General features: G+C 62.7%; 16 protein-coding genes and 4 pseudogenes. 2 read left to right on the top strand and 18 right to left on the bottom strand.

Annotated features, from left to right (window positions below):
* Positions 1-32: 32 nt before the first annotated feature.
* Positions 33-332 (top strand): helix-turn-helix domain-containing protein, encoded by a 300-nt coding sequence (locus V5B40_RS24660; RefSeq protein ID WP_287654664.1) that lies wholly within the window; start codon positions 33-35, stop codon positions 330-332.
* On the opposite strand, the gene V5B40_RS24655 is transcribed toward V5B40_RS24660, so the two are convergent.
* The 15 genes and pseudogenes from V5B40_RS24655 to V5B40_RS24585 form a co-directional block, all read right to left on the bottom strand.
* Positions 320-580 (bottom strand): hypothetical protein, encoded by a 261-nt coding sequence (locus V5B40_RS24655; protein ID WP_332357003.1) that lies wholly within the window; start codon positions 578-580, stop codon positions 320-322. The two genes, V5B40_RS24660 and V5B40_RS24655, sit on opposite strands and share 13 nt — an antisense overlap.
* A 170-nt stretch (positions 581-750) precedes the next feature.
* Positions 751-2220 (bottom strand): patatin-like phospholipase family protein, encoded by a 1470-nt coding sequence (locus V5B40_RS24650; RefSeq protein WP_332357013.1) that lies wholly within the window; start codon positions 2218-2220, stop codon positions 751-753.
* A 26-nt stretch (positions 2221-2246) separates the two neighbouring features.
* Positions 2247-3449 carry a hypothetical protein gene (locus tag V5B40_RS24645; RefSeq protein WP_287665852.1) on the bottom strand — a complete coding sequence of 401 codons (1203 nt, stop codon included), beginning with the start codon at positions 3447-3449 and terminating at the stop codon, positions 2247-2249.
* Entirely contained in the window at positions 3446-3784 is a 339-nt protein-coding gene (locus V5B40_RS24640) for a hypothetical protein (protein WP_332357002.1), read from the bottom strand. Before V5B40_RS24640 ends, V5B40_RS24645 begins: the two co-directional genes overlap by 4 nt.
* A gap of 2 nt (positions 3785-3786) precedes the next feature.
* On the bottom strand, positions 3787-3987 hold the full coding sequence (locus V5B40_RS24635; protein ID WP_332357001.1) for a hypothetical protein: 201 nt from the start codon (positions 3985-3987) through the stop codon (positions 3787-3789).
* 91 nt (positions 3988-4078) lie between these two features.
* Positions 4079-5800, bottom strand: a complete 1722-nt coding sequence (locus V5B40_RS24630) for an FAD-dependent oxidoreductase (RefSeq protein WP_332357000.1) — start codon at positions 5798-5800, stop codon at positions 4079-4081.
* Positions 5801-6022: 222 nt separating this feature from the next.
* Positions 6023-7780 (bottom strand): annotated as a pseudogene (locus V5B40_RS24625) (SulP family inorganic anion transporter).
* Positions 7777-9195, bottom strand: coding sequence for a DUF2252 domain-containing protein (locus tag V5B40_RS24620; RefSeq protein WP_287665857.1), 1419 nt, complete (start codon positions 9193-9195; stop codon positions 7777-7779). Before V5B40_RS24620 ends, V5B40_RS24625 begins: the two are co-directional and overlap by 4 nt.
* A gap of 72 nt (positions 9196-9267) precedes the next feature.
* Positions 9268-9387, bottom strand: a pseudogene (locus V5B40_RS24615) (IS5/IS1182 family transposase); the annotation flags it as partial.
* Positions 9388-9418: 31 nt separating this feature from the next.
* Positions 9419-10645, bottom strand: a complete 1227-nt coding sequence (locus V5B40_RS24610) for a patatin-like phospholipase family protein (protein WP_332356999.1) — start codon at positions 10643-10645, stop codon at positions 9419-9421.
* Between the two features lie 79 nt (positions 10646-10724).
* Positions 10725-11282 (bottom strand): lipid-binding SYLF domain-containing protein, encoded by a 558-nt coding sequence (locus tag V5B40_RS24605; protein WP_287655692.1) that lies wholly within the window; start codon positions 11280-11282, stop codon positions 10725-10727.
* A 297-nt stretch (positions 11283-11579) separates the two neighbouring features.
* Positions 11580-12354 (bottom strand): annotated as a pseudogene (ppk2, locus tag V5B40_RS24600) (polyphosphate kinase 2).
* Positions 12355-12599: 245 nt separating this feature from the next.
* Positions 12600-14030: an efflux transporter outer membrane subunit gene (locus V5B40_RS24595; protein ID WP_332335946.1), complete on the bottom strand. Its 1431-nt coding sequence runs from the start codon at positions 14028-14030 to the stop codon at positions 12600-12602.
* Entirely contained in the window at positions 14023-17229 is a 3207-nt protein-coding gene (locus V5B40_RS24590) for an efflux RND transporter permease subunit (protein WP_287665860.1), read from the bottom strand. The genes V5B40_RS24595 and V5B40_RS24590 overlap by 8 nt, the downstream gene beginning before the upstream one ends.
* 6 nt (positions 17230-17235) lie before the next feature.
* Positions 17236-18396 (bottom strand): efflux RND transporter periplasmic adaptor subunit, encoded by a 1161-nt coding sequence (locus V5B40_RS24585; RefSeq protein ID WP_332356998.1) that lies wholly within the window; start codon positions 18394-18396, stop codon positions 17236-17238.
* Between the two features lie 262 nt (positions 18397-18658).
* Here V5B40_RS24585 and V5B40_RS24580 point away from each other — a divergent pair, with 262 nt between their 5' ends.
* Positions 18659-18802, top strand: coding sequence for a hypothetical protein (locus V5B40_RS24580; RefSeq protein WP_287654218.1), 144 nt, complete (start codon positions 18659-18661; stop codon positions 18800-18802).
* A 131-nt stretch (positions 18803-18933) separates the two neighbouring features.
* Here the strand turns inward: V5B40_RS24580 and V5B40_RS24575 are convergent, their stop codons facing one another.
* The 3 genes and pseudogenes from V5B40_RS24575 to V5B40_RS24565 all read right to left on the bottom strand — a co-directional run.
* Positions 18934-19410: a lysophospholipid acyltransferase family protein gene (locus V5B40_RS24575; protein WP_332357012.1), complete on the bottom strand. Its 477-nt coding sequence runs from the start codon at positions 19408-19410 to the stop codon at positions 18934-18936.
* A gap of 28 nt (positions 19411-19438) precedes the next feature.
* Positions 19439-20920: a fatty acyl-AMP ligase gene (locus tag V5B40_RS24570; RefSeq protein ID WP_332357011.1), complete on the bottom strand. Its 1482-nt coding sequence runs from the start codon at positions 20918-20920 to the stop codon at positions 19439-19441.
* A 239-nt stretch (positions 20921-21159) separates the two neighbouring features.
* A pseudogene (locus V5B40_RS24565) lies at positions 21160-21573 on the bottom strand (AMP-binding protein); the annotation flags it as partial.
* Positions 21574-21620: the final 47 nt, after the last annotated feature.

The raw sequence follows: 21620 nt of genomic DNA, 5'->3' as shown, positions 1-21620 counted from the left end.
GAATTCCGCCGGCGTCCTGCCATCCTGCTCCGGTGTCGCAAACAGACCGCCAAACCAGTCCATCAGGCCCTGCGTGTCGGACAGAATGCCGCGCGCGCCGTCTCAAGCTTGCCGATATCTGCCGCGCCGCAGGCATCGCCCGCACCACGCTGGACCGTTACTACCACGACCAGGTGAAGAGTATTGATCGCGAAGTGCTGGGCAGGCTTTGCCAGTATCTGCGCGTCAAGCCCGGCGTTGCCGATTTCGCCGTGAAACCGCGCACCAACAGAGCCACCAACCAGCAGAATCGTCGTCCCGCCAGCGCTGACTATTTTTTTCAGACGATTTGAAAGGCTCGCTCTGTGAGCCCATGCGGTATTAGTATTGCCACATTCCTGATTACCGGCGGTATATCCGAAGGCGCGACGAAGAAAGCCCGCAAGGCCGGATCGGCTGACCAAGACGTCGACGAAACCGGTCGGACGGCTGGCAGCGCCCGGGCCTGCGCGCGCAGGAATTCGATCGTCGTCGCGACGGCGGGTGTCAGGCGTTTTTGGCAGGTTGGCAACAGCTTGAGTCTGGGGTTGGTCAGCGTCATCGCTTTCTCGACCCCCCATTGCACCAACTCGTCGGATACCCGATCCGTCGTACTGGCCCGGTCGGTTCTTGAACCAATCGAGAATACCCATGTCGCCCTCCAATCGAAAGCGCTGGCTGATTCAATTACAGGGCTACCAGCAGGGAGCCAAAGCCGAAAATGGGTTTCCGCTATCTGGCCGCCGGTGCAGCCGTCGGGAACGCACGCCGCACCGCTGATATCGCCGGTTCCATCGATGCGGATTCGGGAGCCACCTTCGCCCCGACGTCCTTGAGGAGCCGTTGGAATTCGGGTGACGCCATGATGATCACTCCTGCCGCGGTACGCAAACGATCCACCGCTTCAGCGGGCAGCACGAAGCTGGTGGGCAGGCTATTCAGGTAGTCGAATTCGGCCTTGTCCTGCAGGGCCGCAAACGAGACGTCGATGGCATAGATCTCAACCTCCGGGCCTTTAAGGTCGTCAGCGATCGCGGCATCCTGGTGGTCCGCAAATGCCGCCGATTGCCGAAGCCGACGCAGCGACTGCCAGCGCGCCGCCTTGTCTCGCAGCAACTCCGTCGCTTCGTAGGAATAATGATCAATCGGCACGCTGGACGCCTGGAGCAATGTGCTTATCATGCCCGGGGGCGTATCCGATTGGTCCCAGCGGGTCGGGGGCGAGGACACCGAGTTGACGACGAAAACGACGATCCGGCGCGTGCGGTCGAACGGTGTCGGCACCCCGGCGCCTTGCAATGCCTCCATCAACTCGAGCAGGGTCAGTACAGAACGCATGCCCACGTTGTCCGCGACACCACCGTCTACGAGATGGATGTATGGGCGTTGCGCGCCATCGGCGAAGGCGAGCCGTTCGTCAAAGTCGCGCCTTGCGCGCGCGGCCGTGCGCGGCGGGTCAGCCGCTCCGCCAAGAAATTGCAGCCAGGAAGGTGTTTGATAATTGCAGGTGCCGCCGTAGTTGTTGATCGTGACCGCCGAAAGCACCACCGGCACCGCCGACGAGGCCGCGGCGGCGCGCGAGAGTTTCACCGCGCCAAGGTCCGAACACAGCGCGTCGAAGACGTTCTGGTCGAAGACCAGACGGGCTCCGGTCGAGAGGTCGGTGGCCGAGGCGAGAACAAGCGGACCTTTGCCGCGTTCGAGATCGGCGAAGGTCGCGCCGTTGAACAGGATCTCGTCATACAGATCGGCCGCCATTTCAGAGCGCCCCCACCGGGTCCACCAAAGGTCACCCCAGCGGGCCGGGTTGAATAAGCGGCTGATGATCTCGCCTTGCACGTTACGCTTCAGAAAGCGTTGTTCGTAATCGGCGAACAGCTTGTCTCCATAGAGACCATAGGCCAGCGCTGTGAAGCTGCCACCCGACACCCCGGTAATGACGCCGACCGCATCGAGCAGGCGGACCTTTTCGCCATTCGCCCTGTCGACCTCGGTACGCCGCAGGAATTCCAGGACGCCAAAAGAAAATGCGGCCGCGCGCGTGCCCCCGCCGGAAAAGGCGAGAAGGACCAGCGCCTCCGGGTCCTTGAAATACAACTGCCGTGTTTCGAAACGGTAGCCGACGCCGGGGTCGGCCTGCGTGATCGGGGGATTGATCGGTCGCGTTGCGCAAGCGCAGAGAACAAGCAGCGTGGCGAACATCACCGGCAAGCGCGCGCGCAGTCTCGTCATTGCATTTCCGCCTGGTCGGTGCACTTGTCGAGGTGCTCGTTATCCGTGGGTGCCCCGTTCCCGCTCCCCAGCGGTCGCATCGGCAAGCGCCGACGGACGTTTTCACTGTCCGACCGGGCGCACCGCGTAGCGAGTTCGACGGCCTGCGCGTAGGCCATGTGATCCTTGGTCTTCTCGATCTCGAGCAGCGTCGTCTCGCCGTTAACCCGCACGCTGTACTTGCCCATATGGTGGAGGAGGTACATCGCGAAGAGATTGTCGAAGTCCTCGTAACGCCCCTGTTCCTTGCGGAAGTCGCGCGACAGCACCGAAGGAAAGCGGTTGGGCAGGTCCTTGAAGGCCACCTTTTCTTCCTCGTTTGGATCGACATAGGTCGAGCCCTCGTACTTCCTGTAAAGCACCACGTCCATTCCGTATCCGCGCACGTTCCACTCCTTGATGAGCTTCATTGCCATCTCGGTGGGAATATTGGCTGTTGCCGCCACCAGGATCCGTCGTCTGGTAAGCACCTTTGCGCTGGTAACCTCCAGTTTGTCGTATCCAGCGCCAAATCTGAATGCCGAGCCGATGGTCTTGGCACAGTTGAGACGCATGTAGTCATACCTGATTTCGCCGTCGTGGTACTGAGTATTCCTGGCGTGACGGTGATAGTCGTCATTGATGCGCCTGAAGTACGCCACTATCGCTTCCTTCTCGCCAGCCGGTACGCCGTACACGCGCACGCCAATGACCGATCGCTTGTAGATCTCCCCAAAGTCGAGACCAAACGCGGCCGTGTCGCCGAGCGATGAGCGTGTCTTGAACAGATACTCCTTCTTGGGGACGCCAATCATGAGATCTTCGGTGTAGAAGCCAGTTTCGTGCTTGCGCGCACGGTCGGCATAGAAGTTTGCCGAGTAGACCAGGTCATCACCGGGCACTTCGTCCCGGAGGCCCAGGGCGAGGTGACCCGCCGAGCCGCCCTTGGAGGTACCGAAGCTGATCAGCAACTCCATGTCGTAAGAATCCTGTCGCAGGACGCCAACTATCTCGTTGATGTTGGCGGGTTCGGCCCCGCCCTTGGTTCCGAAGTCGGTAGCCTCCGCGCCCGCGGCGAACATCACCGCCGTCACCAGGCACCAAGAAGTGACCCGCAGAGCCGTTTTTCCCTTGGGGCTGAAACGTCGTTGCAGGCTGCGGACCGTTTTTGCAATGATCATTTTTCGCCCTCAAGGAACTGCCCTGTTCTCTCGTGGAAAAGGAGAGCCCTGATCCTCGCCCGTCCAAACCCTCGCCCAAGCTCCTTGACGGCGAAGAAAGGAATCAAGGCCACAAGAAGAACCAGGGATCCGGAGAGCAATTCGTGGGGCTCTCTGGCGACAAACTCCGCGAAGCCACCCGCGAGCCCCTTTCCCGTCCAGAGGCCCTCGATCGCATGCTCGATGACGTTGAGTGACACGACAAGAAGCGTAAAGACCAAAGCCTTGTAAAGAGTGGGATAAATCAGTGGTCTCCGCTCAAGGCCGCGACCAGCATGGAAGACAGCGCCGATCATGATCACTTTCCGAGGATCAGCGCCTGAATCACTGCCACCCAGTAATTCGTGTAGATGATGTCATGGGCGGCGAGAACGAGTCTCCGGTATTGCGTGAAAGCGGCGAATACGAGCGCCAGATAAATGAAGTTGATCGCATACTCGGCCATCTCGTGGACAAATTTTTCCCTCCAGCTTCCAGTTTGCCGGTCAGTGCCACCCATGAACCACCTCCCACCCAAGGCGAAGTCCTGCTGCGCCGCGCATGCTCGGTGGCACTTGCAAAGTCGTCGCCACGAAGACCCGCCGATTCGTTCAATTCGCCAGAAGGCGAGTGTGGAACCGCGACAGCATCCCGCCGGCCAGCGTCCTCGCCGTGAACCCGTGCTGCACGAGCGCGCGTGTTGCGTAATAGGCACGCTGACCCGAGCGGCAAATGACCAGGATTTCCCGATCGCGGGGAAGCTCGTCGAGCCGCGCGCGGAGTTGGCCAAGCGGAATGTTGAGCGCGCCCGGCACGCTCTCCACGGCGAGTTCACCGGGTTCGCGCACATCGAGCAGGAAGGCGTTGTCGGCAGCATCCCAATGACTCAAGGGCATGTCGCCACAGAGGATATCCGCAGCGACCATGCCCGCGAAGTTGACCGGATCCTTCGCGCTGCCAAACTGCGGCGCGTAGCACAGCTCGGCTTCTTCGAGGTCATGGATCGTCGCGCCCATCTGGAGCGCCATGGCGAGCGCGCTGATGCGCTTGTCTACGCCATCCTCGCCGAGCGCCTGCGCACCCAGGAAACGTCCGTCGGACTTTCGGAAGAGCACTTTCATCGCAATCGGCCGCGCTCCCGGGTAGTAGCCGGCGTGCGAATTCGGGTAGAGGTAGATCTTTTCATAATCGCTGTCGCCGAGCCGCTTGAGCGTTTTTTCGCTGGCGCCGACCCAGGCGGCGGCGGCACCGAACAGCCCGATGATCGAGGTACCCTGGGTGCCGCGGAAACGGGACTCGCGTCCGGCAATCACGTCGGCGGCGATGCGGCCCTGCCGGTTCGCCGGCCCGGCGAGCGCGATGAGACTCCACTCGCCGGTCACGAAATCCCTGACTTCGATCGCGTCACCGACGGCGAAGATGTCCGGGTTGCTGGTGCGCATCTGCTCGTCGACGCGAATCCCGCCGCGTTCGCCGATAGCGAGGCCGGCCGTCTTCGCCAGAGCCGTCTCCGGACGCACGCCAAGCGCGAGGATCACGATGTCGGCCGGATGCACCTTGCCCGACTTCGTCAGAACCTCGAGCGAGCCGTTCGCGGCCTGCTGGAATCCGGCCACCCCGTCATTGAGCGCGAGACGGATACCGTGCCGCTCCACATAGCTCTCCACGATGCGCGCCATGTCCTGATCGAGTGGCGCCAGGACCTGATCGAGCATCTCGACCAGGGTGACTTCGAACCCGCGATGCACGAGGTTCTCGGCCGTTTCAAGGCCGATGAATCCGCCGCCGATGACCACCGCGCGGGTCTTCGGCCTGAGCGTCTGGAAGCCCGAGTACTTGTCCATCCCGGAGAGGAACAGCGAACCCCGTTCGATCCAGTCACGGATCGCCCGCGCATCGGGCACGGTGCGCACCTGGAAGATTCCGGGCAGGTCGATTCCCGGCAAAGGCGGGCGGACTGACGGCGCACCGGGCGACAGCACCAGCTTGTCGTAGGACTCGCTGGTCACCTCGCCAGTTTCCCCATTGCGCAGCTCGATGGTTTTTGTGTCCGGCGAGATCCAGACGGCTTCGCAGTTCGTTCGGACATCGATATTGAACACCCGGCGGAAGGTGTCCGCAGTCGCCACCAGCAGGCTCGATTCCTTTTCGATCACGCCGCCGACATGGTAAGGAAGCCCGCAATTGGCGTACGAAACGTACGGCCCCCGTTCGACCATGAGAATTTCCGCGTTTTCGTCCAGCCTGCGCAGCCGTGCCGCGCACGAGGCACCACCCGCCACGCCACCGACGATGACGACCTTGGTTCTTGCACTCTGGCTCTTTGCTTCCATGGCACTCTCCCGATGATCTATCAATCCTCGACGGGCAGCTGCCCGGCAGCGCAGCCATCCATTTCTCGTGGCGTAACAACACTCGATTACCCATAACTTGACTATAGCAGCCGCGACATCGATGGCCTGATCCTGGTCTTCCCGCGACGGGTGCTGCTGACCAGCGGCTACATCCTTATCGCCGACCGGCGGCGCTCGCCAAAACGCCGCGGCATCTCCGAATTATGCGCGCGACGCCTTTGTGGGACCGCCATCAAACTCGTCGATGGCGTCGGCCACCGTGATCCGCCGGCCGAAGTAGCCGACGCTTTCCTCCAATCCTTCGGCGCGCAGGATGTCGCGCACCGCCGCATGCGCCCCTACCAGCCGCAGGCGAATCCCGGCTGCCTGCAGTTCCTGATGCAGCTTGGCCAGCATCCGCGCGCCGGCCAGATCGACCACCGGCGAAGTGGACAGATCGCAGACCACCAGGTCGAGCGCTGCGTTGCTTGCGCGGATCTTCTGCCAGAGCGCTTCGCGCACGTGCTCGACGTTGAAGTAGAGCAGGGAGGATTCGACGCGAAACAGCAACGCCCCGGCGACCGGCGCGTTGTCCGGGTTGCGCTCGCTGTCGGAGTAACTCCGGGTGCCGGGGATTCGGCCCAGGAAAGCGACATGCGGGTGCGCCGCGCGGCGGATCAGCAAAAGCATTGAGACGACACCGCGACGATCACGCCCTTCAGGATGCCGAGCAGCAGCACGCCGGCGAAAGCGACTCATCGAGACGCCGAACTCCAGCCGGCTCACCCGCCAGACGTGGCGCAATTCGCCGATATTGACCAGTCCCTTGACGGCGACCAGGACGATCGCCGCGAGGACCACGTTCGGCAGGTTGTAGAGCATGCCGGTCAGGTAGAGCAGGCACAGGCCGATGGTCAGCGAGGCGAAGACCAGCGCCAGCGGCGTTCTGGCGCCAGCCTTGTCGTTCACCGAGGACTGCGACAGACCGCCGGCCACCGGGTAGGCTTGAAAGAGCGCCGCGCCCAGATTCGCCGCCCCCAAGCCGAGCAGTTCCTGGCGCGGATCGATTTCGTCGCCATGCGCCTGCGCCAGCGCGCGGGCCGCCGAAACGCTTTCAACGTAGGCCAGCAGCAGACAGGCGAAGGCGAGTGGGATAACCCCGTCGACGTCGCGCAGCCGCAGGCCCGGCAGACGGAATTCGGGCAAGCCCTGCGGCAGCGAGCCAACCACCTTGAAGCCGAGATCCCCGAGCGGCGTCAGCGACAGCGCGAGGATCGAAAGCACCACCACGAAGAGCGCGACCGGCCGGCCGGGCAGGAATTTCTCGCCGAGCAGCAGCACGGCGAGCGCGCTCAGACCGAAAACTAGCACCACGGGGTTGGTGTCGGGAAGCTGCCCGGCAAGGACGGCGACGCTCTCGAAGAAGCCGTGTCCGCCCCCCTTGACCCCGAACAACTTGGGCAGCTGGGTCATGGCGATCGTCAGCGCCGCGCCGGCCTTGAAGCCGAGCAGGATCGTCTCGCTGATGAAGTTGACCAGCGAACTGAGACGAAAGAGCCACGCCAGCAGGCACATCGCGGCGATGACCGCCGCCGTCAGCGCCGCGATGTCGGCCCAGCGTCCGGCATCCCCCTGCGCCATGCCGGCGATCGTGACGCCGACCAGCATCGAGATCGCCGAGGTGGGGCCGATCGCCAACTGGCGCGACGAGCCGAAGAGCGCGTAGAACAGGCCACCGACCAGATAGCAGTAGATGCCGTACTGCGGCGGCAGGCCGGCGAGCGAGGCGTAGGCGAGCGACACCGGGATGCCGTAGGCCGCCAGCGTGACGCCGGCGATCGCGTCGTGCGTCAGCCACTGCTTCTGATAGCCGGCGAGCCACTGCGCCGGCGGAAAGACCGCCCGCCAGCCGCGAGCCGGGATTGCGCGCGCCACGCCACTGGCAGAGCCCCTTTCTTCGGCAGTCGGTGTCGTACTCATGGATTTTCTTCCACCTGAGCCTCGATTCGTCCTTCCCGCACCGCCTTGACGAAGGCCCGGTAGTCGCGCTGATTCTGGTCGCTGTACTCGACGGCGAACTCGCAGATCGCGTCGTCGAAAGCCGCGTTCGAACCCATGTAGCCGGCGATCAGCGCCGCGTCCCCCGAGCGAGCGTGCGCGCGCGCCAGCGCCCAGGCGCACAGCCGGCCGTAGGTCATCAGCAGCTCGACATCCCATCCTTCGATGATGGCGCTGATCTTGACGTCGCGCAGTTGGCGCAGATAGTAATGCCGCCCATCGCTGCCCGTTGTCCAGCCCAAAAAGATGTCACTGGCGGCCTGCATCAGATGCTGCCCGGCAATGACTCGCTGGCCGTGATTCGGGTGCAGGCTCGCGCCCGCGTAGGGTTCGAGGACCGACGCCCGCGCTTCCTTGATCTGCAGGAAGAGGGGATCATTGTCCGCAGCCATGAACAGCCCGATCGTGCACCTCGTGCCGACACTGCCGACACCGACCACCTTGATCGCCAGATCGCAGAAATGGAAGCGGTCGAACAGCACGCGCACGTGTTCGGGGAGTGACGCGCGATAAGCGGCCAACGCTTCGCTGCACTGTGTTCTGAGTCCTGGCGCCAGTTCCTCCGAAGGGTGAAAAATCAGCGGTGGCTCTTCCTTGATCCTGGGCAGCGTCCCGTGGTGTTCGGCGAGCTTGGGGAAGATAATTTCGGCAGAGCTTTGCTGGCGCGCCTTCTGGAGCCGCCTGATGATGCGTTTCCTGACTTCTTCGCTGGACACTTCGGCGAGTATTTGTTCGACCGTGATTCTGTCGTACCAGACGTCGAGCGCGGGCATCGACGAATAGTCGGCCATCCGCTCACGGTACGCGCGCACGGTCGCCGTCGCCGCGCGTGCGGCCTGGCTTTCGTGGAGCCGCAGGTGATGCGCGGCGATGACCACGCTCGCCGTCAGACGTTTGACATCCCACTCCCAGGGGGCCGGCAGGGTCTCATCCAGGTCGTTGATGTCGAAGATCACCTGCCGCTCGGGTGTGGCAAAGCCGCCGAAGTTCAATAGATGGGCGTCGCCACATGCCTGTACCCGTAGGCCGGAGTTGGGGGTGGACGCCAGATCGGCCGCCATGATCGCTGCCGAACCCCGATAAAAGGTGAAAGGCGACTGCAGCATCCGACCGAAGCGGATGGGCACGAGTTGGGACAACCGCCCCTCGTTGGACTCGGTGAGCACTTCAACCGGATCGCGCCGCTTCCTGAGCGGCTTCCATCCGCCCTGGGTTTCTCGAGGTACTGCCTCGCGCAGCGCCTTACCTTGCACGCGGCGCTCGTCCGGGGAAAGAATCGCCCTTTCGTTGTCCGTTCCCGTATTCCGAGGGTTCTCACTTCGATTGATTTTGCTCATCTCCCACTCACCTGATCACATCGCCAACGATCTTTGCATCTGGCCGGCGTTGATGTAGTATATTGGCATATTTCGGTACATCATATTCTCCGCGATGCTGCGCCGGTGGTAGCCGCTCTCGTTCTTCCAGCCGGGGCTTCCCTTGGCTTCGATCTCCTTGAGGATCGCATCACGGGGATGATCGTCTCCCCAGGCGAAGCACCTTCTTGTTTAAGTTCACCCTTTACCGGACGCACTCCTGGCCGGCCGCCACGGCCCTCGGCAGCGCGAAACCAGGCGGCGCCTTGAGCCACGGGAAGCCCTGCGCCATCATCTGGTAACCGAGGTCGTAGAGCGCGCGCATATACGCGTTGTCGAATTCTTCCTTGTGCGGCACCTTGAAACTGGCCGGGATGAAACCGAGGTTGAAATCGACCTGATCGCGCTCGGCGGTGGCATAGATGCGATATAGGTCGCCAATTCCCTGACTGTGAATCAACGAAGCAACGGCACGCGCTGCGATGCTCATCGTATTGCGCTCGACATCGGCCCACTCCGCGTCCAGGCGCGCGTTCCGGATCACGTAGAGCCTGCGCTCACGGTTGACGCCGACCGCCATCGCCGCCTCATTGATGCGCATCTCCGCAGGATAGGCGAAGACCTGCGCCACAATGCCGCCGTCTACGTGCATTTCCTGATAAGGCCGGCCGTCGACTTCGACGTCGATCATCATCGGCGGAAAGCCTACTGGAATCGACGCCGAGGCAATCATGACCTTGACGAAAAGATCGAGTGCTCTGGGACCGCCGTAGGTGGCAATTTTTCCCATGTCCCAGATCACCGGCCGACGCGCGTCCAGGTCGGCGGTGGCGATCAGCAGCAGGCGACCTTTCGCATACTCGGCGGCGATTTCCCGCAGCAGTTCCTCGTTCACCGATTTGCGCGTCAACTTCACGAGCGGCGCATTGTCGGCCATCGCGTCGCTCAGTACGCCTGAAACCAGGCCGCGTGGCTCGATGACGTCTTTCGGCGAGATGGTGGTATACACTTCCTTTAACGTACCGTCGTACTTTGAGCCGAGAAAGGCGAAGGGTGCGATCAGCGCCCCGGTACTGATGCCGGTAACGAGTTTGAACTCCGGGCGTGTGCCGGTCGCTGTCCAGGCATTCATCACGCCCGCGGTAAACGCGCCATTATCCCCGCCGCCGGAGATGGCGAGAAAAACAGCGGGCGGCAGCTGCCCCTGCTGTCCTTGCTGCGCACGGTAAGCCTGTTCCCGGCGCAGCGCGTCGAACGAATCACGGCTGAACTCGGCCATGTCGCCCGGGACATGCCGCACGCCGGGCATGCCCGGTATCTCGGCCTTCGCCGTCCACGTTGATGGCACCGCCGGCAGGCGCGGCGGTGTCATCGAGCAACCTTGAATGATCAGGAAGGAGGCGACAATCAGGCAGGTGGTTTTGAGGGACACGGTTCTCTCCTTGCATCACTTTCGGATCATTGTCGGCAGCTTCGACTGCCAGGTTGCTGCCTTCTCCTCATGGGCTGGTTCAGTCGTTCAGGCGCGTGATCTTGTTTCCCTGCAGACCCAAGCCCGCCATCAGGCCCTTCTGGTTGAAAATGAAGGCATAGATGTCCTTGTTTATGGTCTTCGTGGTCAGCGAACGGCCCATGCCCTCATCCACCACCACGATGGAGGGGCCCACACCGACTTCGAATCCGTCGTTCCGGTTCAGCGCCTCGAGCGAATTTTCATTCATCAAGAACATCACATAGCCGTATTTCTGGGCGCCGGCCTGCAGACCGTACGAAGCCCCGGTGGTGTTGTAGTACCCCACCGCCTGACCGTCTTTGAAGAGAACACCGTCGCCGTACTGTCCACCAACGACCAGACCGGCTTTGGTGATCTCCGGAAAGACGAGAACGGCCAGCGCATTCCTGGACAGCGCTTTCGCCGCAGGAACCCTGGCGAGCAACTTCTGATAGATATTGCGCGCGTCGCGTTCGAGGGCGGTATGATCCGCCGCGCTGGCCGTGACCGGAGTCAGCAGAGCCGCAATGACGGCTAACAGAAACCATTGAAAGAATCGAGCAAATGTCTTAGGCATGGAGCACTCCTGTGAAGAATGGTTATCGAGAAAATTTCAGCCGAGCGGACTGTACCTCATGGGGGATGTAAGCTGGAACCTCAGAAAACCACGTCGGGAAACCACTGCGGCCAAGTTTTCGGCCACAACGCCTATCCGACACGGTTTTTCGCCCACATTTTGCCCGGTTGGGAGCAACGTTCGCCGCAAGCCGTCGGTTGGGTTGGAAAACAGGTGTTTTACGTCATAGCTAATACCCTCACTCAGTCTTGAAAGGATGCGTCTCAGAGTCCTCTACGAGGGGGTCTGCTGCCCGGTTCAATACACTTCCGGGATGTACTTCAGGGGCAGATCGGCTTCCTGATAGTCGCCGGCTTTCTGGCGCTTGGGCAAGGACGATCTTTGGCTGCTTGACGACCTCGTACGGGATGCTGCTCAGAATATGCTTGATGATGTTCAGGCGTACGCGTTTCTTGTCGTCGGAGCGGGCGACGAACCAGGGCGCCCACTCGGTGTCCGTTGCCTTGAACATTTCGTCGCGCGCGTGCGAGTAATCGTACCAGCGGCTGTACGACTTGAGGTCCATCGGCGACAGTTTCCACTGCTTGCGCGGATCGGTGATGCGGGCCTCCAGGCGGCGCGTCTGCTCATCCATGTCGACTTCGAGCCAGTACTTGAGCAGGATGATGTTGTTGGCTTTGCCGACCACCAGCTTTTCGAAGAGGGGCGCCAGTTTGAGAAAACCCTGCACCTGCTCGTCGCTGGCGAAGCCCATGACGCGTTCGACACCGGCGCGGTTGTACCAACTGCGGTCGAAGATCACCACCTCGCCGGCCGCCGGCATGTGCGGCAGGTAACGCTGTACATACATCTGGGTCTTCTCGCGCTCGGTCGGAGCCGGCAGGGCGACAACCCGGAAGATGCGCGGGCTGACGCGCCCGGTGATCGCCTTGATAGTGCCGCCCTTGCCGGCCCCGTCGCGGCCTTCGAAGAGGATCACCACCTTCAGGCCCTTCTCGATCACCCAGGTTTGCAGGTGTACCAACTCGGCCTCGAGTTTTTCGAGTTCCTTGAGGTATACCCGCTCGGACATTCTTTTCGTCGGCTTGCTCTGGGGCTCGCCCTCGGTCTGCTCTGCCGGCGACTCGGGACCAGGGCTGATCACTTGCTCGGCCTTGACGCGCTTTGCCGACTTGCCTTTCTTGCTCATTGACTTCTCCTCTTGATACGCTTCGATGGACTGCCATGGCTGGCTGGCGACCCCACAGGCGGGCGCCGAGCAGTCAGGCATGCCAAAACACGCCGACGGGAAGACCACTGCGCCGGCACCTGCCAGGCCTACTGCGGGAGGACCTCGTCCCGCCTCACTCCTCCTGCAACGGCGACTTTCTCCGCCTCGACCACCCAGCCGCCGCCCATTGCCTTGTAGAGATTGATCATCGCCTGCAACTGGGTCTGCTGCGTCTGCGTGTACTGCAACTGGACATTGAACAAGCTACGTTCCGCATCCAGGACTTCGATATAGCTGGTGTAGCCGTTTTCGTAGCGCAGCCGCGCGGTCCCCGCGTACTGCTCCAGAGCCCCCACCTGGCGTTTCTGCGCCTGCAACTGGGCACGCGTGCGGTCCTGGTCGATCAGTGCGTCATTGACTTCGCGAAAGGCTTGCTGGATGGCCCTCTGATACGCGAACAGCGCTTGCTGCTGTTGCGCTTCCGCTGCCTGCACCTGACCGGCGATGGCGCCGGCCGTGAAGATCGGCATGCTGATCGGTGCAGCGTACTGCCAGACCTTCGACTGGCTGTCGAAAAGATTGCCAAGGCTGTTGCTGGCGTAGCCGAACAGACCAGTCAGCGAGAGGGTCGGAAAGTAAGCCGCCTTGGCCGCGCCGATCAGGGCATTGGCGGCAATCAGGCTCTGCTCCGCCTGCTGGATGTCTGGCCGTCGCTCAAGAATATCCGAGGGTAGACCGGCTGGAATGGCCGGGAGCAACAGTTGATCAATGTTCCTGCCGCGGGTAATCGGCCCGGGGTTGCGACCGAGCAACACGCTCAGGCCATTCTCCTGTTGTACGATCGACTTCTCGATGGCCGGGATGGTGGCCAGAGCTTCCTCGTACTGGGACTGGTTCTGACTCAGTTCGAGCAACGAGATGATGCCACCCGCGTAACGCTCCTTGAAGATCTCGTACGAATCGCCGCGACTTTTCGCCGTCGCCCTGGCGATTTCCAACTGGCGATCGAGGTCGCGGAGGTTGACGTAGGCACCGGCAACGCTACCGACCAGAGAGAGGATGACCGCTCGCCGGCCGTCCTCGCTGGCCAGGAGCTGTGCCCTCGCCGCTTCGGTCTGGCGGCGAATGCGGCCCCAGATGTCGATCTCCCAACTGGCATTGAGCACCGCCTGATAGCTGTTGTAGGTCGATGAGGTCGATGCGCCCGGAACGACGCCCTTCTGTCGACTCACCTCATAGCCGGCGCCGACCTGCGGAAAGAGGGCGGAACGGACGAATCCGTATTGGCCGGCAAACTCTTCGATGCGCGCGCTGGCAATCAGCAGATCCTTGTTGGCAAGCAGGGCGGCGCTGACCAGTTCGTTGAGTACCGGGTCGCCGAACTGCTCCCACCAGGCAGTATTGGCCAGATCCCTGGCGTCCTGGTCACTCAGACGCCAGGCCGTCGGCGTGTCGATAGTTGGACGCACGTAATCGGGTCCGACCATGCAGCCACCGACCAGCAGCGCCAGCAGTGCGGCCAACAAGGGCTTACGCATGGCTATCTCCCTCCTTTCCAGCAATCGGTACCGTGGAACTCTCGGTGGCCGCGGCGACGCTCTCCCCAGCGTGGTGACCGACCCCAGTATTGCCCTTGTGACTGATCTTTTCGACCACGTAGAAAGTCACCGGAATGATGAAGATGGCAATGCAGGTAGCGGCCAGCATGCCGCCGATCACCGCGCTGCCCATCACCTGCCGCGAGATGGCGCCGGCGCCGCTGGCGATCGCCAGCGGAACGCAGCCGAGAATGAAGGCGAACGAAGTCATCAGGATCGGCCGCAGGCGCAGTTCCGCGCCTTTGAGCGTCGATTCGGCGAGCGACAGTTCGCCCTTCTCGTATTCCATCTTGGCGAACTCGACGATGAGGATCGCGTTCTTGGCCGCCAGACCGATCAGCATCACCAGGCCGATCTGCGCATAGACGTTGAGTTCCTGGCCGCGCCACAGCAGCGCGGCGAAGGCGCCGGCGACGGCGATCGGCGTACCGAGCAGGACCGAGAAAGGCAGCGACCAGCTTTCGTACTGCGCCGCCAGGATCAGGAAGACGCAGAGCAGCGAGAAACCAAAGATGACCATCGGCGAGACGCCCTGCTGAGCCTTTTGCTCCTGGAACGACATGCCCGAGTAGTCGTAACCCATTTCGCTTGGCATCGTCTCGGCGAAAACTGCTTCGAGCGCCCGCATCACCTGCACCGAACTGTAACCAGGCGCTGCCGAAGCGTTGATCTGTGCGCTGCGGTAGAGGTTGTAGCGCATCGTGAATTCCGGACCCGAGATGTTGCGGATCGAGGTCAGCGCCGAGAGCGGCACCGCTTCACCCTTGTTGTTGCGCACGTAGAAGCGCCCGACGTTCTCGATGTTGGTCCGGTATTCGCCCTCGGCCTGCACATAGACCTGCCACTGGCGTCCGAAGCGGTTGAAGTAGTTGATGAAACCGCTGCCGAGGAAGCTTTGCAGCGTCTTGTAGACATCGCTGATAATGACCCCCTGCTTCAATACCTTGTCCTGATCGACTTCGATGAAAAGCTGCGGCACGATCGGCAGGAAGGTGGTCGAAACGCTGGCCAGCTCGGGGCGCTTTTTCGCGGCTTCGATGAACTTGGTGGTGTTCGCGGCGAGGAAGGCGATGTCTTTTCCAGCGCGGTCTTCGAGAATGAAAGTCGCCCCGCCGGAGGTGCCGACCCCCTGAATGGCCGGTGGCGGAAACGCAAAAGCGATGGCGCCGGGGATGCTGGCAAGCCGCTTCGTCAACTCGGCCTTGATCGCGGTGTACTGTTCGTCGGGTGCTTTGCGTTCGCCCCAGTTCTTGAGCGTGATGAAGAAGAAAGCGCTGTAGGTATTGGTCACCTGGCTCAGCATGCTGTAGCCGATGACGGTGGTCGTGTATTGGACGCCTGGCACCTTCATGATCAGATCTTCGGCTTGCGCGGCAATATCCGAGGTGCGCTGCAAGGATGAGGCATTGGGGAGCTGGATCGCGGCAAAGACGTAACCCTGGTCTTCATCCGGGAGGAAGCCGGCAGGGACGAGCTTGCCGAAGAAACCCGCCACAACCGCGACGGCCACCAGAAAAAAGAGGCTCATCACGCTGCGGCGGATGGCGAGCCGGCAGACGCCGACGTAACCGCCGGTGACCCGGCCGAAAGCGCGATTGAACCCGTCGTAGAATTTCTGCAACGGGCCACTACCCCTGACCTTGGGTCGCAGCAGCAGCGCACAGAGCGCCGGGCTGAGCGTCAGCGCGTTGAAGGCCGAGATGATCACCGAGATGGCGATGGTCACGGCGAACTGCTGGTAGAGCTGGCCGGTGATGCCGGGAATGAAAGCCGTCGGTACGAAAACCGCCGCCAGGATGACGGCAATGGCGATCACCGGCCCGGTCACCTCGCTCATCGCCCGCAGTGTCGCGTCCTTGGGTGACAAACCATGTTCGATGTGGTGCTCGACGGCTTCGACGACGACGATCGCGTCATCGACGACGAGGCCGATGGCCAGCACCAGACCGAACAGCGACAGCGTGTTGATCGAGAAACCGAACATCGGAAAGAGCATGAAGGTGCCGACCAGCGACACCGGCACCGCCAGCAGCGGGATCAGCGTCGCCCGCCAGCCCTGCAGGAAGACGAAGACGACGATCATCACCAGCACCAGCGCTTCGATCAGCGTGTGCTCGATCTCCTTGATTCCTTCGGTGACCGACAGCGTCGTGTCGAGGGCGATGACGTATTCGAGGTCGGGCGGGAAACTCTCCTTGATCTTCTCCATCAGCTTTTTGGCGCCGTCGGCGGCGTCGAGCGCATTGGCGCCGGGCATCTGGTACAGCGCGACGAGCGCCGCCGGTTTGCCGTTCAGCCGGCCCTGCTGGCTGTAGGTCTGCGCACCGAGCTCGATTCGCGCCACGTCGGCGACGCGCACCACCGAACCGTCGGGGTTGGCGCGCAGGACGATGTTGCCGAACTCTTCGGTGCTCTGCAGCCGCCCCTGCGCGCGCACCGCGTAGGTGAACGACTGCCCCGCCGGCACCGGCTCGCCGCCGATCGTCCCGGCCGGATTGACGGTGTTCTGGTTCTGGACGGCGTTGATGATTTCCGGAACCGTGATGTTCAGCTTGGCCAACTGGTCGGGCTTGACCCACAGTCGCATCGCGTACTGGCCGGCGCCGAAAACGGTGACGCTGGCGATCCCCTTGACGCGCGTCATCTGGTCGTTGATGTTGATGTACGCGTAGTTGGCGAGAAAAACATTGTCGTAGGTGCCGTTCGGCGAGTAGAGCGCGAACATGATCAGCGGCGAAGACGTCGATTTCTGCACCGTCACGCCGTAATTGCGCACGTCCGAGGGCAGTTGCGACTCGGCCTGGCCTTCGCGCATCTGGGCGAGCAACTGGTCGGTGTTGGCGTCGGTGCCCAGCGCGAAGTTGACGTACAGGGTGGACTGGCCATTGTTGGCGTTGATCGAGTACATGTAGTCCATGTTGTCGACGCCGGACATCTGCTGCTCGATCGGCGTGGCGACCGCCTGTTCGACGGTCAGCGCGTCGGCGCCGGTGTAGGTGCTGCTGACCTGGATCTGCGGCGGAACGATGTTCGGGAACTGGGCGGTCGGCAGGCCCGACATGGCGACCAGGCCGACGATGGTCATCAGGATCGAGATGACCATGGCCACGATCGGCCGGTTGATGAAGAACTTGGACATGGTGCCTTACCCCTTGGCGGCGGGCGCAGGCGCCGCCGGCTTGTCGTCGGCCTTGGCCGGGCTGGCTGCGGCGGGCGCCGCCGGCGCAGCCGGGACAAAGGGTTTCGGATTGACGGTCATTCCCGGCCGCACCTTCTGTGTGCCTTCGGCGATCACCTGCTCGCCGGGCTGCAGCCCCTGAGTGATGATCCAGTCGGTCCCGATCCGCTCACCGACGCTGACCGGACGGATGTCGGCCTTGTTGTCCGGGCCGACGACGGCGATCAGGTATTTGCCCTGCAGTTCGGTGACCGCACGCTGCGGTACCAGCAGCGCGCCCTTCTGGACCGACATCGTGGCGCGCACCCGGCCGTACTGGCCGGGGCGCAGCAGGTTGTCCGGGTTGCCAAAGAGCGCGGCCGCCTTGAAGGTGCCGGTGCTGGTGTCCACCTGCCGGTTGAGGATCGAGAATCTGCCCGGCTGAGGGTAAACCGAGCCATCGACCAGGATCAGCGTGAGCGGCACTTTCTCCGGCCGGCTGCCGCTGGCGATCGCCGCGGTCGCCATCTTCAGGTATTCGCGTTCGCTGATGTTGAAGTAGACCTTGATCGGTTCCACGGTCGACACGGTGGTCAGTTCGGTCGCCATGCTCGGGCTCAGGAGATCGCCGATCTGTGCCTTGGCGATGCCTGCGATGCCGGTGACCGGGGAGGTGATGCGCGTGAAACCGAGATTCAGTTTCGCGGTCTTGAGCGCCGCGTCGGCGGACTCAAGCTGCGCCTTGGCAGACTGTTCGGTGCCGGTGGAATCGTCGAGGTCCTTCTGGCTGACCGCGTTCTTGGCCGCCAGCGGCTTGACGCGGGCGAGGTTGGCACGGGCCGTTTCGTAGCGGGCCAACTGCTGGGCGCGCACGCCCTTGGCTTCGTCCACGGCGGCTTCGAATGTGCGGGGGTCGATCTCGAAGAGCGGCTGACCTTTCTTCACCAGGTCGCCTTCGCGGTAGTTCTGCTTGACGAGGTAGCCGGTCACCTGCGGGCGGATGACGGCATTGACGTCGCCGTCGAGCGACCCGATCCATTCCATGTAGATCGGCACGTCCTGCTGCGTGACGGTGACCAACTCGACGGTTGGTGACGGCGGGGCGGCGGGCTTCTCCTTGTCGCAACCGGCAATGATCAGGAAGGCCACACCGGCCAGCCCGGCGGCCGCACGACGGCGAGTGCGAGCTGCGGATGAAACGGGGAATGGGGTAGACGTCATGACGGCTCCAGCTTGAGGAATGAAGGTGTGGCTCCAGGTTTCTACGGTCGATGGATTCCCACGGCACAAGGAAAGTGATCGACGTTACGCGGCTATTGCCTGCCCATCCCGTTGGTCAGAGCAAAATACCGGCGTTGGATGCAACCATGAAGTAGCGCATTATGCGGCAAGCAGAACGGAGAAACCAGCGTTGAACCAAACGGCTGGCACGGTGTGCAGCATCCTCGCCCGCACCGAAACACCGGGGGACCGCATCGTCCATGCCAGTCTCGAAGCGATGAAGGCCATACCATACATCTCCACCGGCAAGGCGGTGCACCGCTGCCGGGTCTGAACATCCCGCCCGGTTCGATCTGACACCGTTCTGGCTACCGGGCCCACCGACCATCTTTCGCCGATGGCCTGACGCCCCGGCGTTGAACGGCGTTTGCTACGCGGCGAAGCGCCCCACAGGTCTGCCGGTGGTCACCGTTCCAGATCATGCTCGCCGCAGAGCCGCAGCATCTCCCGACGTGTTGCATCGCGTAGGCGCACCGCCGCCGTCCAGTCTTCTCCGGTCGGTTCCAGCAGCGGCCCGATTTCGTAGGCCAAGTGGCCGCGCCGCGGCATCCACGTCCGATCGCGCAGGACTGCCCGGGTGCCCTTCAGGCCGCTCACCAACACAGGTACCCCGGCCCGCGCTGCGGCGACAAACGCCCCCATGCGAAAGGGCTTGAGACCCGCTTCACGCGAGAATGTGCCTTCGGGAAAAATCACCACATGCTGCCCTCGCTGCAGCGCAGCGACGATGCCATCAACATCCTCGACGCTTTTCGACGCCTCGAAGCGCTCGACAAACAGGGTCCCGAGCGCGCGCAGGAAAGCGTGTAGCAAGGGTTGATCGACGAACTCGCGTTTGGCCACAAAGCTGTAAGCCCGACTGGGTGGCAGGGCCGCGCACAGCAGCAGCGCGTCGAAATAGCTGCAGTGGTTAACCAGCAGGAGGTTGGGGTACTGTCGGCAGATCCCTGTCCGGGATGGTGCCCACGGGCATGCCCACCAGCGCCAGAAAGATCCGGGCTGAGCGATGAACGATACGGCGCCCGATCGTCGGCGCCCGCAGGACCAGTACAGACAGCATGACCGGCACCGCCAGAAGGAGAAAGATCGTCCAGCACCAGACGCCAAAAGTCCACCGGCCAAAACGCCCCACCGACTCGGCCAGGCGCGCGCGCAGTGATGCCACGCCAAGGCGCCATAGCTGCTGTCGATCAGGGACCACGCTGGCGCCGATCAAACCGCGCTCGAAGGCTTCACGTGATGCGTTGCGGCGGATCTTGCCGCTCGATGTCTTGAGCACCGAATTCGGTGGCGCCAGCACGACCTCTTCAGCCGGCATGCCGATGGCGTCGACCGCAGCTGCGTTGATCGCCTGCCGCAGCGCCTCGCGCAGGCCGGGATCCTGCTCACGTGTTTCGGCCAGCACAACCAGCCGCTCGGTGGCATTGGCCGGATCCGTGCTGGCGAATACCGCGACGCATCCGCGCCGGACTCCCGGCAGGTTGCTGACCGCCTGCTCGAGTTCGTAGGGATAGAGATTGCGACCGCCGCGGATGATCAGATCCTTGACCCTGCCGGTCAGATAGATCTCGCCGTCAACGGTATAGGCGAAATCGCCGGAGTCCAGCCAGCCATCGCGGAAAAGGGCTTGCGTCGCCAGCGGATTACGGAAATAGCCTACCGTCGCCGACGGACCGCGAAACTGCAAGCGCCCGACGCGCCGGTCGGGCAACTCGTCCCCATGCTCATCGACCAGGCGGATCTCATGCCGCGGCAGGACCCGACCACAGGCCGGCACGCGCACCAGATCGGCTTCGCCGCTTGCGGCGGGGATCGCGCACTTGCGATTGACCAGAGCTTCGCGCTCGATGTTGTCGATGCGTGGGCCGCGTCCCAGTGCTGGGAAGGCCAGTCCAACCGAGCATTCGGCAAGGCCATACACCGGTGTGATCGCCTCCGCGCGCAGGCCATACGGCGAAAAACGCTCGGCAAAGGCTTCCAGGGTTGCAGGACTCACGGGCTCGGCACCATTGAGTGCCAGCCTCCAGGACGACAGATCGAGTCCCACAAGGTCAGCGTCGGCCAGTTTTCTCGCGCACAGATCGTAAGCGAAGTTCGGTGCCGGTGAAAGCGTACCGCGATGCTGCGAGATGGCCCGCAGCCAGCGCACGGGACGCGAAAGAAAGGCCAGCGGCGACATCAACACCAGACGCATGCCGAAATAGAGCGACCCGAACCAGGCACCGATCAAGCCCATGTCATGATAGAGCGGCAGCCAGGAAACGAAAACGTCCTCGCTGCAGACTCCGACAGCCTCGCCCATGGCACGCAGATTGGCCAACAGGTTGGCGTGGCTGAGGACCACGCCCTTGGGATCACCGGTGCTGCCCGAGGTATATTGAAGGAAGGCAATGTCGTCTGCTGTGGCGCGGTAGAGCAGGCTGATCGCCTCGATGTCGAGTTCCTCAGGGCGTCAGCACTTCGCGCAACGTCGGTGCCTCGGCACGCAGCAGCGCGGCGACCCCTTTCGCCTGTGGCACGGTGATGATGAACACGGCCTGGGCGTTCGTCCAGGATGCGTGCATGCCGCTGCAGGTGATCCTCGATCTGCGCCAGCCGTGCCGGAGGATAGATCGGGACCGGAATGCCGCCGGCCAGCATGACGCCAAAAAAGCTCGTCAGATAGTCGCGTCCGGTTGGCAACATCAGGGCAACCGTCTGACGTGGCAGCAAGCCGCGTGTCACCAGGCCGGTGGCTACCCGGCGCGCCTGTTCGAGCAGTCCGCCATAGGTGATGCTTTCCGGAGCGCCCTGCTCGCCGCCACCATCGCCATAGAGCAACACGTGTAGACGCTGCGGATTGCGCACGGCATGCCATTCGAGGACTTCGACCAGCGTACACGCCTGCTCGGGAAAGCTGGTCGGACCGGCGGCTGGGGCGAACTCGACGGTCGCCGCCGAAAAACCGTCATCCCCAGCCCGGACAATGAACTGCAGCAGGTCCTGCGGCGTCTCTGCTTCAGCGAGTGCCGACTCGGGTAGCGACTTGCCGAACTCGCTACCCACGCGCAACAGCAGTTCGACGCGCGCCAGGCTATCCAGGCCCAGTTCAC

It is taken from the genome of Candidatus Accumulibacter meliphilus (assembly GCF_036625345.1).
Taxonomy (GTDB): Bacteria; Pseudomonadota; Gammaproteobacteria; order Burkholderiales; family Rhodocyclaceae; genus Accumulibacter; species Accumulibacter meliphilus.
This window is presented reverse-complemented; position numbering and strand designations above follow the sequence as displayed.